The 13,544-nt window shown below is 73.5% G+C and carries 17 protein-coding genes; 2 read left to right on the top strand and 15 right to left on the bottom strand.

Going from position 1 to position 13,544, the window contains the following annotated elements; all coding sequences use genetic code 11:
* The 3 genes from ABD993_RS15805 to ABD993_RS15795 all read right to left on the bottom strand — a co-directional run bounded on the left by ABD993_RS15805 (position 1) and on the right by ABD993_RS15795 (position 3,585).
* On the bottom strand, positions 1 to 1,404 hold the full coding sequence (locus tag ABD993_RS15805; RefSeq protein ID WP_345418169.1) for a ferredoxin reductase family protein: 1,404 nt from the start codon (positions 1,402 to 1,404) through the stop codon (positions 1 to 3).
* A gap of 106 nt (positions 1,405 to 1,510) precedes the next feature.
* Positions 1,511 to 2,893 (bottom strand): ATP-binding protein, encoded by a 1,383-nt coding sequence (locus tag ABD993_RS15800; RefSeq protein ID WP_345418166.1) that lies wholly within the window; start codon positions 2,891 to 2,893, stop codon positions 1,511 to 1,513.
* Complete coding sequence (locus tag ABD993_RS15795; protein WP_345418163.1) at positions 2,890 to 3,585, bottom strand: response regulator transcription factor; 696 nt, start codon at positions 3,583 to 3,585, stop codon at positions 2,890 to 2,892. Before ABD993_RS15795 ends, ABD993_RS15800 begins: the two co-directional genes overlap by 4 nt.
* A 247-nt stretch (positions 3,586 to 3,832) precedes the next feature.
* Between ABD993_RS15795 and ABD993_RS15790 the strand changes: the two genes are divergently transcribed.
* Positions 3,833 to 5,296: an alkaline phosphatase PhoX gene (locus tag ABD993_RS15790; protein ID WP_345418160.1), complete on the top strand. Its 1,464-nt coding sequence runs from the start codon at positions 3,833 to 3,835 to the stop codon at positions 5,294 to 5,296.
* On the opposite strand, the gene ABD993_RS15785 is transcribed toward ABD993_RS15790, so the two are convergent.
* Positions 5,259 to 6,053, bottom strand: a complete 795-nt coding sequence (locus ABD993_RS15785) for an SLAC1 family transporter (protein WP_345418157.1) — start codon at positions 6,051 to 6,053, stop codon at positions 5,259 to 5,261. The genes ABD993_RS15790 and ABD993_RS15785 overlap by 38 nt on opposite strands.
* Positions 6,054 to 6,076: 23 nt before the next feature.
* Here ABD993_RS15785 and ABD993_RS15780 point away from each other — a divergent pair, with 23 nt between their 5' ends.
* Positions 6,077 to 6,577: a LysR substrate-binding domain-containing protein gene (locus tag ABD993_RS15780; RefSeq protein ID WP_345418154.1), complete on the top strand. Its 501-nt coding sequence runs from the start codon at positions 6,077 to 6,079 to the stop codon at positions 6,575 to 6,577.
* Between the two features lie 110 nt (positions 6,578 to 6,687).
* On the opposite strand, the gene ABD993_RS15775 is transcribed toward ABD993_RS15780, so the two are convergent.
* From ABD993_RS15775 to ABD993_RS15725, 11 genes are all read right to left on the bottom strand, one after another.
* A complete protein-coding gene (locus ABD993_RS15775) occupies positions 6,688 to 6,981 on the bottom strand; it encodes a gas vesicle protein K (RefSeq protein ID WP_345418151.1) in 294 nt (97 codons plus the stop codon).
* Positions 6,974 to 7,192, bottom strand: coding sequence for a gas vesicle protein (locus tag ABD993_RS15770; protein ID WP_425569016.1), 219 nt, complete (start codon positions 7,190 to 7,192; stop codon positions 6,974 to 6,976). Before ABD993_RS15770 ends, ABD993_RS15775 begins: the two co-directional genes overlap by 8 nt.
* Entirely contained in the window at positions 7,153 to 7,917 is a 765-nt protein-coding gene (locus ABD993_RS15765; RefSeq protein WP_345418146.1) for a GvpL/GvpF family gas vesicle protein, read from the bottom strand. Before ABD993_RS15765 ends, ABD993_RS15770 begins: the two co-directional genes overlap by 40 nt.
* Entirely contained in the window at positions 7,914 to 8,351 is a 438-nt protein-coding gene (locus ABD993_RS15760) for a gas vesicle protein (RefSeq protein ID WP_345418143.1), read from the bottom strand. The genes ABD993_RS15765 and ABD993_RS15760 overlap by 4 nt, the downstream gene beginning before the upstream one ends.
* Positions 8,348 to 8,959, bottom strand: a complete 612-nt coding sequence (gene gvpO, locus ABD993_RS15755; RefSeq protein ID WP_345418141.1) for a gas vesicle protein GvpO — start codon at positions 8,957 to 8,959, stop codon at positions 8,348 to 8,350. Before gvpO ends, ABD993_RS15760 begins: the two co-directional genes overlap by 4 nt.
* Positions 8,960 to 9,190 (bottom strand): gas vesicle protein GvpG, encoded by a 231-nt coding sequence (locus tag ABD993_RS15750; RefSeq protein ID WP_345418139.1) that lies wholly within the window; start codon positions 9,188 to 9,190, stop codon positions 8,960 to 8,962. It lies immediately after the preceding gene.
* An 18-nt stretch (positions 9,191 to 9,208) separates the two neighbouring features.
* Positions 9,209 to 9,943: a GvpL/GvpF family gas vesicle protein gene (locus tag ABD993_RS15745; RefSeq protein ID WP_345418137.1), complete on the bottom strand. Its 735-nt coding sequence runs from the start codon at positions 9,941 to 9,943 to the stop codon at positions 9,209 to 9,211.
* Positions 9,940 to 10,383 carry a gas vesicle protein GvpJ gene (gene gvpJ / locus ABD993_RS15740; protein WP_345418135.1) on the bottom strand — a complete coding sequence of 148 codons (444 nt, stop codon included), beginning with the start codon at positions 10,381 to 10,383 and terminating at the stop codon, positions 9,940 to 9,942. Before gvpJ ends, ABD993_RS15745 begins: the two co-directional genes overlap by 4 nt.
* A 3-nt stretch (positions 10,384 to 10,386) precedes the next feature.
* Positions 10,387 to 11,685 (bottom strand): SRPBCC family protein, encoded by a 1,299-nt coding sequence (locus ABD993_RS15735; protein WP_345418133.1) that lies wholly within the window; start codon positions 11,683 to 11,685, stop codon positions 10,387 to 10,389.
* Positions 11,678 to 12,442 carry a hypothetical protein gene (locus ABD993_RS15730; protein ID WP_345418130.1) on the bottom strand — a complete coding sequence of 255 codons (765 nt, stop codon included), beginning with the start codon at positions 12,440 to 12,442 and terminating at the stop codon, positions 11,678 to 11,680. Before ABD993_RS15730 ends, ABD993_RS15735 begins: the two co-directional genes overlap by 8 nt.
* Positions 12,443 to 12,916: 474 nt before the next feature.
* Positions 12,917 to 13,348 carry a hypothetical protein gene (locus ABD993_RS15725; protein ID WP_345418127.1) on the bottom strand — a complete coding sequence of 144 codons (432 nt, stop codon included), beginning with the start codon at positions 13,346 to 13,348 and terminating at the stop codon, positions 12,917 to 12,919.
* Positions 13,349 to 13,544: the final 196 nt, after the last annotated feature.

The following is a 13,544-nucleotide window of genomic DNA, read 5'->3' as shown; positions in this document are numbered from 1 at the left end:
TCACCAGCCGAAGTGTTCGAGATGGATGCGGGAGTCCGGGACGCCCGCGGACCGCAGCGACCGGACGACCGACGCCGTCCAGGCCTCGGGCCCGCAGAGGTAGACGTCGCGCTCGGCGACGTCCGGGACCCAGTGCCGCAGCAGGGTGGTGTCGTCGGCGGGCCCCGCCCCCTCGCCGATCCACGAGTCGGGGGCGCGACGGCGGCCGGGCAACGTCAGCACCCGCAGCCCGCGGAGCTCGGCGAGCCGGGCGAACTCGGCACCGAACAGCGGCCTGCCGGTGGTGCGCTGGAGCACGACGGCCTCACCGGGTGCGTAGTCGAGGCCCTCGGCCAGTGCCCGCAGCGGCGTGATCCCGACGCCCGCCCCGATCAGCACGATCCGGCGGCGGGTCCGCGGGCGGGCGGTCAGCCTGCCGTAGGGGCCCTCCACCAGCGCGCGGGTGCCCGGGGGCAGCGCCGCTACGGCCGCGCTGCCGTCGCCGAGCGCCTTGACGGTGATCCGCAGTCCGTGCGGACCCGGGGCCGCGGACAGCGAGTAGGGATGGGCCCGCGACCAGCCGGACCCGGCCAGGAAGCGGAAGGTGCAGAACTGGCCCGCGGTCGCGGGGAACCGGTCCAGCCTGCGACCGGTGAGGTACACCGAGACCACATCCGGGTCGCCGCAGTCCTCCGGCACCACGGCGGCGACCCGCAGGTCGTGGCGCAGCGACCGCACCACCGGCAGCCCGACCCGCCAGACGAGCACGGCGCCCGCCGCCGCGGCCCACAACCCCCACCAGAACGCGGTCGCCGGACCGGAGGACACGAACTCCGTGCCGGTCCACAGCTGGTGGGGCAGCGCGAGGGCGACGCCGAGGTAGGCGTAGAGGTGCAGCAGGTGCCAGGACTCGTGCCGCAGCCTGCTGCGCGCGGCACGCACGCTGGTGAGGACCACCAGGACCAGGCACAGCGTCCCGCCCAGGGCGAGCAGCATGCCCGGGTAGTCGACGGTCAGCTCCCAGAACATCCCCGGCACCGCGGCCAGGCTGCCCGCGGCGTAGCCCCAGGTCGTCAGGCCGATGTGGGCCAGCATCAGGGTGAACGAGGCGAACCCGACCCAGCGGTGCACCCGGGCGAGCCGGTCCTGGCCGACCGCACGCTCGACGGGCGGGATCCGCGCCATCAGCAGCACCTGGACCAGCAGCAGGAACGACGCGACCAGACCGGTCCAGCGGCCGAGCGAGGTCAGCCCGCTCGCCCAGCCGCCGAGGTCCTGCAGGCCGTGCCCGGCGAGCCACTGCGCGGTGACCGCGACCAGCCCGGCGCCGACGAGCGCCGTGGCCCCGTAGCGGATCCGGGAGTCGACGGTGGCGGCGCGGCCCGCGGGGGCCGCGCGCAGCGGGCGGTCGAGGGTCACGCTCATCCGTTCCGCCCCGTGCGGGCGCTGGTCGTGGTGGGGGGCATGGTCGGCTCCGGGAGGACGGCGTCGGGGACGTCCCCACCCTCCGGCGGCCGGGTGAGGCCGCGGCTCAGTCGGGTTCGGAACCGGGTAAGAGTCTGTCCGACCCGACGGTGAACCCGACCTCGGCGCCCCCACCCTCGCGGGTGCGGGCGAACACCGTGCCGCCGTGGGTCGCCGCGACGTCCCGGACGATCGACAGCCCGAGGCCGGACCCCGGCAGCCCCCGGGCGGTGTCGGCCCGGTGGAAGCGGTCGAACACCTTCTCGAGGTCCGCCTCGGCGATCCCCGGCCCGCGGTCGGCGACGGTCACGCCCTCGGGACCCACGCGCACCTCGACCGGCTCGGTGCCCGCCGCGTCGAACTTCGCGGCGTTCTCCACCATGTTGCCCACCGCCCGGTCCAGCCCGCCGCGCCTGCCCCACACCGGGGTGGGGCGACCCTCGACGCGGGTCTCACGGCCGGTGCGCCGATGCACCCGCGCGGCGGCCTCCCGGGCCACCGCGAGCAGGTCGACGGTGTCCTCCGGCTCGTCGGGCCGCTCGGCCAGCGCCAGCTCGACCAGCTCCTCGACGAGGTGGCTCAGCTCGCGGGTCTCGCTCTGCACGTCGTCGACCAGCCGGTCGCGAGCCGCAGGCGACAGCTCCGCGATCCGGCGCAGCACGGACGCGTTGGTACGCAGGCTGGTCAGTGGGGTGCGCAGCTCGTGCGCGGCGTCCTCGACCAGCCGGTTCTGGGCCTCCCTGGCGCGGGCGAGCCGGTCGAGCATCGTGCGGAAGGAGCCCGCCAACCGGCCGACCTCGTCCCGGCCCTCGACCGGGACCTCGCCGTGCAGGGACCCGCTCGCGCTCACCTCCTCGGCGAGCCCGGTGAGCCGCACGAGCCGCCGCGTCACCCGCTGGGCGACGAGCCATCCGGCCGCGGCCGCGGCGAGGACGACCGCGACCCCGGTCAGGGCGATCTGGCGGGCCATCCCGGCCAGCACCCGGACCGTGGCGTCCACGTCCGTGCCGACCTGCAGCACGTCGCCCGTCGGGAGCGCGGTGGCGAGCACCCGGAAGGTGGTGCGGCCGAGCTGCACCTGCGTGGTCGCCGTCGCCCCCTCCCGGCCCGACGCGGCCAGCGCGAGCTCCGCGGGCCCCACCGGCAGCGCGACCGGTCGGCCGCCGACGCGGGTCACGGTGCCGTCCGCCGCGACGGTCTGGGCGACCAGCCCGGTGCCGCGCCGCGGGCCGCCGCCGGGCCCGTCGGTGTCGTCCGGCCCGTCAGTGGGGACGACCGCCAGCACCTGGGTCTGCCCCGCGGCGACGGCGGCGGAGAGTGTCCGCAGCGACTGGTCGATCTCGTCGTAGATCCGGGAGCTCGCCGCGGCGTAGGACAGCAGCCCGACGGCGGTGGCGACGAGCAGCGCGACGAGCGCGAGCGTGCAGGCGAACCGGGTCCGCAGGGTCACGGCTCGCGCACCGTGTACCCGACCCCGCGGAGCGTGTGGATCAGCGCCGGGGCGCCCGCGGCGGTGAGCTTGCGCCGCAGGTAGCCGATGTAGACCGCGAGGTTCTTCGACTCCGCCCCGAAGTCGTAGCCCCAGATCCGCGCGTAGACGGTGGAGTGGTCCAGCACGATCCCGGCGTTGCGCACCAGCAGCTCGAGCAGGTCGAACTCGGTCTTCGACAGCTCCAGCTCGGTGTCCGTCCACCAGGCCCGGCGGGCCAGCGGGTCGACCCGCAGGCCGCCGACCCGCAGCACCGGGTCGCGGTCGGGCTGCTCCGGCTCGGGTGCCGCGCGGCGCAGCAGCGCGCGGAGCCGGGCCAGCAGCTCGTCGAGCTCGAAGGGCTTGGGCAGGTAGTCGTCCGCGCCCGCGTCGAGCCCCGCGACCCGGTCCGAGGTCTCGATGCGCGCGGTGAGCATGAGGACGGGGGTCCGGTCGCCGTCCGCGCGCAGCACCCGCACGACCCCGAGTCCGTCGATGCCGGGCATCATCACGTCCAGGACCAGGACGTCGAACGCCGAGCGGCGCAGCCGGGCGAGCGCCTCCACCCCGTCGCCGAGCAGCTCGACGGCGTACCCCTCCAGCTCCAGCGCCCGCCCCAGGGCGTCCCTGATGGCGCGGTCGTCGTCGACCACCAGGACCCGCTGTGCCCCCACGGATCCCCCATCCCGGTCGTCGCCCGCGCCCCGATCGTAGGGCCGCCCCGCCAGTCTGCCGCCGCACGGTGAGCACCGGGCGTGGGGAGGGTCGGAGGACGGTGAGACGGCGCGGGCGGCGGGGGGATCCCCGACCGCGACGAGGAGCGTTCGGCGGCGGGACCACTGGTGTTCACCCGACGCCCCCGGTCCGGTCAGTTCTGCGCACTTAGCTCCGATCGACCGTTGTCACCCGAACGAGGGATCCATGGCCACTTCCGACGCTTCCCACCACGCCACCGACCCCACTCCGCCGGGACTGGACCGGCGCACGATGCTGCGCAACTCCGGCGTGGTCGGCCTGGGTATCGCCCTGTTCGGCAGCATCGACGCCATCGCGGGCCGTCCGGCGTTCGGCGCCCCCACCCGCGCCGCGGCCGGGTACGGACCGCTCGTCGCCGACCCGCGCACGCTCCTGTCGCTGCCCGAGGGGTTCTCCTACACGGTCGTCGCCGAGGCCGGTGTCACCCGGCTGACCGACGGCGGCGAGCCCACCCCCAGCGACACCGACGGCACCGCCGCGTTCTCCACCGGGGACCGGACGGTCCTGGTGAACAACCACGAGATCGGCGGCGACGAACCGTTCGGCGTCCCCCACCGACCCGGGCTCACCTACGACGACGCGGCCCTCGGCGGCACCACGAACATCGAGGTGGGTCCGACCGGGGACCGGCTGGGCGAGTACGTCAGCGTCGCGGGCACCCACAACAACTGCGCAGGCGGCGTCACGCCGTGGGGTACCTGGCTGACCTGCGAGGAGACCGAGGACCGGGCGGGCAAGGCGATCGGCGCCGCGGTCCTCACCAAGGACCACGGCTTCGTGTTCGAGGTCAGCCCCGTCGGCCCGGAGAACCCGGGCAACAGCCCGGTCCCGCTCACCTTCCTCGGCCGCTTCGCCCACGAGGCCGTCGCCGTCGACCCGAGGACGTCCGCCGTCTACCTGACCGAGGACGCCAACGACCCGCACGGCCTGCTCTACCGCTGGACCCCGCCGAAGGAGTTCACGGCGGGCAAGTGGAACCTCAAGCGCCTCGCCGAGACCAGCGGCCCGACGGCCGGCGCGTTGCAGGCCATGCGCTGCAGCCGCGGCGGCACCCACGTTCGCGACCTGTCCGAGGCCACCTCACCCGGGACGCAGTACAAGGTCGACTGGGTCGAGGTGCCGGACCGGCTGGCCGCGACGACCTCGACGCGCAAGCAGTTCACCGACGACCGGGTCACCCGCAGCCGCAAGTTCGAGGGCGCGTGGTGGGCGGACGGCGGCGCGTACATCGTGGCCAGCTACGCCCGCGCGGCGGACGGCAGTGTCCACGAACACGACGGGCAGATCTGGTTCTACGAGCCGGGCAAGGAGCGGATCACCCTGAAGACGATCTTCACGGTGAACCGGACCCCCGACGAGGACGGCACGAACTTCGACGGCCCGGACAACATCACCGTCTCGCCCTACGGTGGGGTGATCGTGTCCGAGGACGGCGAGGGGGTGCAGCACCTCGTCGGCGTGACCGACCAGGGGAAGTCGTACGCACTGGCGCGCAACGACCTCAACGGCAACGAGTTCGCGGGCCCCACCTTCAGCGCCGACGGCAGGCTGCTGTTCGCGGGCATCCAGACCCCCGGCCACGTCTTCGCGATCACCGGCCCCTGGCGTCGCCCGTCCAACGGCGGCTGAGTGGCGCGGCGGGCGGGCTGAGGATCCACCGCACCGTGCGGACGGCGACGACCGCCCATGCGGCGGCGAGCAGGGCGTAGAGGACCATCGCGACCAGGCCGAACGCCCCGAGACCGGTGTGCGCGAACAGCACGCTCGTGCCGGTCACACAGGTGCCGACGGGGAAGGTGAAGCTCCACCAGGTCAGCGAGAAGGGCAGTCCCCGGCGCGCGGTCCTCGCCGTCACCGCGGCGGCCAGTGCCAGCCACAGCATGGCGAAGCCCCAGGTCGGGACACCGTAGAGCAGCCCGAACACCCGCGCACCCGACGCGAAGGGCTCCGGCAGCGCGCCCGCACGGTCGCCGAGCAGCCCGGCGGCGGTCACCGACTGGCCGAGCGGACCGAGCACGATCCACATCGTCGGTACCGTCGCGGCGGGCCCGGGCCCGTGCACGACGAGCCGGTTCCAGATCTGCGGCAGGATCGCCAGCGTCGCGAACAGGCTGATCCCGAACATCGCGTAGCAGGCCACCAGCATCGCCGACTGTGCGACGGCCGGGGCGTGCGGAACCAGGAGCGCACCGTTGGCCGCGGACACCATCGGCGGCACGACGGGCATCAGCCAGCCGCCGGACGGCTGCGCGTCGCGGTGGTGGACGATCATCATGTAGGGGATCCAGACCGCCGTGACCAGCCCGAGGACGGTTCCCAGCCCCCAGAGCACCCAGCCGGCGGCGAGCGAGACGTCGAACCGGACCGCGCCCGCCCCGACCGTCATCAGCGCCGCACAATTCCGCCCTGGTGCGGGCGGACGTGCTCGCCGACCGCGCCGACCTGGGGTTCGTCGAAGGGCCGCGACACTCACCCGATCTCGACGAGCAGCTCGTCGCCCGGGACCGGCTCACCGTCGTCGTCGCCCCCGACCACCCGTGGGCGCGAACTCGCGGTGTCACCCCCGCTCGGCTCGCGGCCACCCCGCTGATCTCCCGGGAGAGCGGCTCGGGCACCCGGGACCACCTCGAACAGGCCCTCGCCGACACGGGTCCGCTCGCCGCCCCCGTCCTCGAGCTGGGCTCCACCACCGCGATCAAGTACGCGGCCGCGGACGGCATCGCCCCGGCCGTCCTCAGCTCGCTGTCCGTGAGCGGGGAGCTGGCGGGCGGCACGCTGGTCGCGGTCCCCGTCCGCGGCCTCACCCTGGAACGCCGCCTCACCGCCGTCTGGCCCCGCGGCCGCCCGCCTGCAGGCCCCGCCCGCGACCTGGTCGACATCGCCGCCCGCACGGGCACCGGCCGCCGCTGAGCTCCCCACCGGGACCTTCTCCTGCCTCCGCCGTCGGCTCGCGACGCCGCCACAGCGAGGTCGTCGAGAGCCATCTGCGCTGGGCGGCGGAGTGTGACCGGTGGGGCGGCTCAGGTACCCGCTTCGGGTCCCAGCAGGTTGCCGAGTGGGCCGAGATCGATGTTGAGGTCCCCGGGCTCGAGACCGAAGTGCTCCCGGAGCTCGACCATCGCCTCCTCGAGGCGCATCAGCCCCATCCCCAGGCGTTCCACGGTCTCCTCGGGGAGGTCGCCCGCCTCGACCCGGCGCAGCGCCTGGCGCTCCATCAGCTGGCGCAGCAGCTCGATGATCGTCAGCACCAGCCTCCCGAGATCCTCGGCGACGGTGTCGGGCTGCGACTCGATGCGCCGCGGCAGCTCAGCCATCCGACCCACCCGTCAGCGTGTGCACCGAGCTGATCAGCGCCCGCAGGGAGACGTGGACGAGATCCACGTCCGCCAGCGAGATCGTCACGTCCCCGGTGATCATCACCCCACCCGCGAGCAGCCGGTCGAGCAGGTCCACCAGGGCCAGCTCGTCGTCGGGGCGCGCGGCGGTCACGGCTCCTCCCACGTGGTGAAGGAGAACGCGGGCCACGGCCCGGTCAGCTCCACCCGGACCCGGCCGTCGTCGGCGGCGTCCACCGCGTCGCGGAACTCCGCCTCGCGTCCGTCCGCCACGAGGTAGCCGGCGTTGAGCACCATCTCCTCGGTCCGCCCGCTGAGCCTGGCGTCCTGCATCGGATACCGATGAGCGGCCGAGGAGCGTCCGGCGAGAGTGGTGTGCAGCCGCTCGGCGGCGTCGCGAGCCTGCTCACGGCTGCGGGCGCCGCGATCCCGCTCGGCCCGCCGTCGGAACAGGTACGCCGTCCCCGGGCGGTCCGTCGACGCCGCGGGGGCGGCCGCGGGCTCCCGCTCCTCCTGCGGCAGGGCGTAGACCTTCACCCCCCACTCCCGGTGCCCGCCGACTCGCCGCAGCAACGCGGCGAACTCCTCGGCCCGCTCGCGCAGCAACCGACGGACGGCGTCGTCGTCCCGGTACAGGGTCGCCAGCCTCACCGGTGCGACGGGGACCTCCGCGGCGGCACGCACCACCACGTCGTGGTGGGCGCGGGCGAGCTGCTCCAGCCGCCCGAGATCCTCCATCGCGGCGGCCATCCCGGCCTCGTCGAACCGACCGGCCGCCACCGTTCCGACGACGGCGGCCAGCTCCGCCTCGGCGACCAGCCGGGGCGCCTCCCCGTCGACACCCGGACCCGCAGGCGCCCCCTCCGCGCCTGCGAGCCGGACCGCGTAGAGCCAGACCAGCTCGTCGGGGCTCATCGCCGCCTCCCCTCACCCCGACGTGCGGCGGTGCGCCGGGCAGGCTGCGCGACGGGTTCCTCGTCCGGCTCGTCCGCGGGCTCCGCCTCGTCCGAGCCGTCGATCCCGACGACACCCCCCGCCTCGAGCGCCTCGATCCGCGCGCGGAGCTCGCGGTTCTCCTCGGCGAGGTCGCCCTTCCCGGAGCTGAGGCTGGGGTCGTGTTCCCACCAGTCGATGCCCATCTCCCTGGCCTTGTCGACCGAGGCCACCAGCAACCTGATCTTGATCGTGAGCAGCTCGATGTCGAGCACGTTCACCCGGATGTCCCCGGCGATCACGATCCCCTTGTCCAGCACCCGCTCCAGGATGTCGGCGAGGTTGGTCGACTCCTGTCGGTGCGGCTCCGGCGGGCGGCTCGCCCTGCCCGGTACCGGGATGCCTCCGGCCGTCATCGTCCTCCCTTGTGCAGCTGTCCGCGGCCGTAGCGGCCTGCGCGGCGGTACCCGGTCAGGTCGCCGTCGTCGTTCACCTGGACCTCGAACAGGGCCAGGATGTCCGCCGAGTCCGGGATCCGGCGGGTCTCCACCACCTCGATCCCGATCAGCCAGCCGTCGTCGCGACCCTCGATGGACACGACGCTCTCCAGCTCGCGCCCGGTCAGCGCGACGATCTGCTCCGCGGCGCGTCGTGCGGCGTCGACCGGCAGCACGCGGCTCCTCCGCCCGCGGGCGGCGCCGTTGCGCCGGGCCGCGGAGCGCGGACCGACGCGACCGCTCGCGCGGTCGTCCACCTCGTCGTCCACCTGGTCGTCCACCTCGTCGTCCGGCTCCGGCTCGACGTCCGTGCCGTCGTCCGTGTTGTCGGCGTCGATGTCGGCGTCGTCGTCGATCTCGCCGTCGGTGTCGTCCGGCTCGGCGGCCGCCCTCTCCTTCGAGCCTGCGGCCTTCTCGGCCCGCCTGCGTGGTCGCGCCGACCGGGCGCCGGAACGGGAGTCGTCCTCCCGCTCCGGTCGCCGCTTGCGTACGGGCCGGCGGTCCTCGTCCTCCGCCACGTCGCCCACTCAGCCCCGGCGGACCATCAGGCGTTGGAGCAGGTCGTTCTCGCGCGCCGTGCACTCCTCCTCGGAGAGCTCACCGCTGCGCCGCGCCTCGTCGACGCGGTCGAGCTCGACCCGGATCCGCGCCGGGTCGTAGTACTGCTCCTCGGCCTGGGCCTGGATCTGCTCGGCGAGCCAGAGCACGCCGCGCATCGGTGCGAGCGGCAGGCCGATCAGGCCTGACACGAGCCCCATGGGTCTCACTCCGTCCGGTCATCTCTCCTGGGGGATGAAGTCGTAGGGTGCCAACGGCCCGAGCAGCCGGAGGCGGAGCCACTCGTGGGTGTCCGCACCCAGCTCCTCCACCGCGTCCTCGAACTCCTCCGCCGCCTCCCGGTCGACGAGGAACGCCGCACTGACGACGTCCTCCGGTTGGGCCGGGGTGGTCGCCGAGACGTCCACCGCGTAGTCCCCGATCCGCTCGAGGATGTCCGCCGCGTCGACGTCCCGCCGCTGTTCGAACGCCTTGACGATCCGCTCGCCCAGCTCCACCCGGTCGTAGTAGGCGGCATCCTCCGGCAGCTCCCGGATCCGCTCGTGCAGCTCGCGGATCCCGGAGTCCTCCTCCACGATCTCGCGGATCAGGACGTCCTGCTCGTAGGTGCCCTTGAGGGTGTACTGGATCTTGCCTTCGAGCTGCTCGAGGGCCCGCAGGAACCGGTCCTGGTGCGGCGCCAACAGCTCCTCGACGACCCCCTCCTCCTCGACGACGGCGGGGAACCGCATCGGCAGGACGGTCGTCGTGGCCGCGACCGTGTCGACGACCGACTCATGGGCGAGGAGGTCGTCCCGGGTGCCCAGCGGGCGATCGGTCGGCACGTCGCCGACGATCGCCGCCACCGCCTCGTGCACGACGGTGGTGACCTTGCCCGAGGGGCCGAGGCCCGTCAGGTCCTCCGGCAGCTCGGCGTCGGCCGAGACGAGTCCGTAGACGTACGTGGCGCTCACGCCTCACGCTCCCGGGTCCGCTGCCGCGGCCGCCGCCGCGGCGCCTCCTCGCGCTCCTCGTCGGAGTTGCCTCCGAGCAGCTCGCCGACCTTGTCGACGGCGGCGTCGAGCGCGCCGCTGGTCTTGCCCTTGGCCCCGCCCTCCATGATCCCCTGGGTGAGCTCGGTGATGTCCTTGCCGCCCTTGCCCTTCCCGTAGAGATCGAGCCGGTTGGTGGCCTCGGCGAACCGCAGGAACGTGTCCACGCTGGCCACCACGATCCGGGCGTCGATGGTCAGGATCTCGATGCCGACCAGCGACACCCGCACGAACACGTCGATCACCAGACCCTTGTCCAGGATCAGCTCGACGACGTCGGCGAGGCCACTACCGCCGCCGCCACCCGAGCCGCGATCGACGTACCCACCGCCCCCGCCCTGGGTCTGCGTCGCCATCGTCATCGCTCATCGGCTCCTTCCGCCGGCCGCCGCCGGCTCGCGCCGGGCGGACCTGCGCCTGCGCGGCTTGGGCTCCTCCTCCGGCTCCTCGTCGACCGGCTCCTCGTCCGCGACGTCCTCGGCCGCGGGCTCCTCGTCGGCGTCCTCGGACTCGTCCTCGGACTCGTCGTCGTACTCGTCGACGGGCTCGTCGTCCTCGGCCTCGTCCTCGTCCGCCTCCTCGTAGGACTCCTCCGCCTCGTCCGCCTCGTCCGCCTCGTCCGCCTCGTCCGCGAGCTCGTCGTCCGACTCCGCGTCGGCGTCCTCGGCCTCGTCGTACTCGTCGGTCTCGGAGTCGTCGGTCTCGGAGTCGTCGGCCTCGGCACCCTCCGTCTCGGCGCCCTCCTCGGCGCCCTCGTCCTCGGCGCCCTCCTCGGCGCGCTCGCGCTCCTCCTCCTCGAGCGCCTCCTCGTGGGTCCGGGTGACCTCGCCCTCGTGGATCTCGCCGCGCCAGCCCTCGACGTCGTCCGGGTGCAGGAGGACCGTCGCCATCGCGTGCCGACGGAAGTGCTTGAACTCCAGCCGCGCCCGCCTGCCCTGGGCCCGCCAGATGTTGCCGGTCCGCTCGAACAGCCCCTGGGGGAAGTACTCCAGGACCAGCAGCACCTTCGTGGCGTTCGGGCCCAGCTCGGTGAAGCTGACCGCGCCGTCGACGTGTCCCTTGGCCCCCTTGGACTTCCACACGATGTGGGAGTCCGGGACCTGCTCCATGATCGTGGCCTCCCACTCGCGGTGGGACAGGAAGATCTGCGCCTTCCACGTGGTCTTCTCGTCGGAGATCTGATCGACGCTCTCGACCTTCTTCATGAAGCTGGGGAAATCGCCGAACTGGGTCCAGAGGTCGTAGCAGGTCCGCAGCGGGAGACCGACGTCGAGATCCTCGACGATCTGGGTGACCTTGAGCTTCTTGCCGCCCTTGCCTCCCCCGCCGCCGGATTCGGAGTCCGATCCGCCGCCGAAGAGGCCCGTGACCTTGTCCTTGATCCCCGAGAAGAATCCGCCGCCGGAGTCGGAGTCCTCCGAGTCGTCGTCCGGATCGCGATCGGGATCGTCGGAGTCGTCGCCCGAGTCGTCCGATCCCCTGATCGCCGACTTCAGTCCGCTGCCGGTCTCGCTGACATCGGTCAGCCGCTCGGTCAGACCGGAGACGCGATCGGTCGCCGCCTCGGCGGCACGCTGCACCAACATCGTCAGCAGCTTCTGGCCGGCGTCCTTGAGTGCATCCGAGGGCAGTGCGTCGCTGAGCTTGCTCGTCGACTCAGGCATCCTCGGACCTCCGCCGTCCGCCCTTGCGCCCGGCAGCCGCCTTCGTGGCTCCGGACGCGGCCTTCGTCGCGGTGCCCGAGGCGGCCTTCGCCCCGCCGCGCGCAGCCTTCGCGCCACCCGAGCCCGCCCTCGACGTCGTGCTGCGGGCCGTGCGGGTACCGGCGGCCGCGCTCCGGCGCGCGGTCCCGGAGCCCCCGCCCTCGCGCGCCTTGGCCGTCCGCCGTCGCGGAGGAGCCTGCTCCTCGGGCTCGGCGTCCTGCGTCTCGTCGGACGCCTCCTCGGGTGCCTCGCCCTCGTCGGCGGACTCGGGCTCCGCCTCCTCGTCGGAGACCTCCTCGGTCTCGTCGACCGGGCCGGCCTCCTCGTCCTCGTCGGCATCGCCGTCACGCTGGTCGACGGTGTCCCGCAGCCCGCCCGCGGCCTTCTTCGCGCCGCCCGCCGCTCCTCCGCCGAGGTCACCGAGCGACTCGACCCGCTTGCCCACCTTGTCGGTGAGCGACGAGACCTGGCGCGCCGCCACCGCCATCACGGCACCCTTGCCGGCGTCCAGCAGCCGTCCCCGGACCTGGTCCGAGAGCGCGGAGAGCTCCGGAGAGCTGTTGAGCAGCTTCTGCCCCTGGGCCAGGAGCTCACCCGGCCCACCCGCACGACGCCCCGCGGCCATCCCGCCGAGCATCAGGGCGAGCTTCATCTTCTTGGTACGCCCCAGGAAGTAGCCGCCGGCCACTCCGAGGGCCACCCGTGCGCCGCATTTCATCGTGCCTCCTCATGTGGTCACCCGTCCGCGCCGCGCACGCCCATTCGGAGATCGCTTCCGAAAATGATCAGGCGCCACGCCGGGCCGGTCGTCACCATCTACCCGTCACGATCTCGGCGCACACCCTGGCAGACGATATCCGCCATTTTTGCGCCATTCGGACCACCTCGACGGTCCATTTCGCGAAATGACCATGAATCGACTGGGCCAGACTCGCCCCGACGGACCTGCACCGTCGCCTGCCCGAACGAGGGAGGCGTCGCCGGAACGGCGGAGCGTCCACTGGGCCGAACGAGATGCGGGCTCCATGCCGGCTGAGCTGGGCGAACGGCGACTCCTCGCCACCCGGTCCGGTGTGGACCGCCTGCCGCAGACGACGGTTCCCCGCGCCGCACGTCGCGGGGATCGTCCACGGGCGACCCCTCGAATCGCACGATCGCATTTCCGGGGCAACCGCCGAACAGCCGAACGTGCTCAGCTTCCCGCCTTCGCCGCAGCCACCACGATCAGAACGATCAATGCCAGCAGCAACAACACCACGGTGACCGGCAACAACACGAGGGCGAGCACGAGTGCGAGCACCAGCCCGACCCGGACCGCGGGGCTCAGCGCGCCGACGGCGCCCTTGATCGCCCCCCAGATGGGGTTGCCGCCCGAGAGGCCCGCCCGTACCCCGCCGAGCACGCCGCCCATGACGAGTCCTCCGGAGGCCGCCATCGCGTCGAGGGAGCCCGCCAGGCCCTCGACCTTCTCCAGTGCGATGCCGACGGACGCGCGGAGCAGGGTGCGCACAAGCTCCTTCAGGCTCGCCTTGAGCTCGTCGACCGCGGCCGTGCGGGCCACGGCCGGGTGCGGCGAGGATCCGTTGCGCGGCAATGCGGCCGCGTCCACCTCGAGGGAGCTCATCGACGCCTCGCGCCCCGGGCTGAGGTGCCGGTTCGGTCACTGTGCGCTCTTCGCATCGTCGTCCTGTCGTCGTCGGATCACGCCGTCGCCCGACCCGGACGCCGGCGCCCGGCAACGACTACCACCCCGGGCCGAGGTCTAGAGCGTGTCTCTTAACTGAGGCGGGCGTGGATGACGACCGCAGCGAGGAGGACTC

It is taken from the genome of Pseudonocardia xishanensis (genome assembly GCF_039541715.1).
GTDB classification, from domain to species: domain Bacteria; phylum Actinomycetota; class Actinomycetes; order Mycobacteriales; family Pseudonocardiaceae; genus Pseudonocardia; species Pseudonocardia xishanensis.
Note: the sequence above shows the minus strand (reverse complement) of the source record. Positions and strands in the feature narration are given on the sequence as shown.

Bases quoted from the DNA above. Each gene is read 5' to 3' on its own strand.
- ABD993_RS15760 (WP_345418143.1), bottom strand. From the start codon at position 8,351: ATGACGGCCGGAGGCATCCCGGTACCGGGCAGGGCGAGCCGCCCGCCG.
- ABD993_RS15735 (WP_345418133.1), bottom strand. From the start codon at position 11,685: ATGCCTGAGTCGACGAGCAAGCTCAGCGACGCACTGCCCTCGGATGCA.
- gvpJ (WP_345418135.1), bottom strand. From the start codon at position 10,383: ATGACGATGGCGACGCAGACCCAGGGCGGGGGCGGTGGGTACGTCGAT.
- ABD993_RS15765 (WP_345418146.1), bottom strand. From the start codon at position 7,917: ATGAGCCCCGACGAGCTGGTCTGGCTCTACGCGGTCCGGCTCGCAGGC.
- ABD993_RS15750 (WP_345418139.1), bottom strand. From the start codon at position 9,190: ATGGGGCTCGTGTCAGGCCTGATCGGCCTGCCGCTCGCACCGATGCGC.
- ABD993_RS15730 (WP_345418130.1), bottom strand. From the start codon at position 12,442: ATGAAATGCGGCGCACGGGTGGCCCTCGGAGTGGCCGGCGGCTACTTC.
- ABD993_RS15785 (WP_345418157.1), bottom strand. From the start codon at position 6,053: ATGACGGTCGGGGCGGGCGCGGTCCGGTTCGACGTCTCGCTCGCCGCC.
- ABD993_RS15790 (WP_345418160.1), top strand. From the start codon at position 3,833: ATGGCCACTTCCGACGCTTCCCACCACGCCACCGACCCCACTCCGCCG.
- ABD993_RS15775 (WP_345418151.1), bottom strand. From the start codon at position 6,981: ATGGCTGAGCTGCCGCGGCGCATCGAGTCGCAGCCCGACACCGTCGCC.
- ABD993_RS15725 (WP_345418127.1), bottom strand. From the start codon at position 13,348: ATGAGCTCCCTCGAGGTGGACGCGGCCGCATTGCCGCGCAACGGATCC.
- ABD993_RS15805 (WP_345418169.1), bottom strand. From the start codon at position 1,404: ATGAGCGTGACCCTCGACCGCCCGCTGCGCGCGGCCCCCGCGGGCCGC.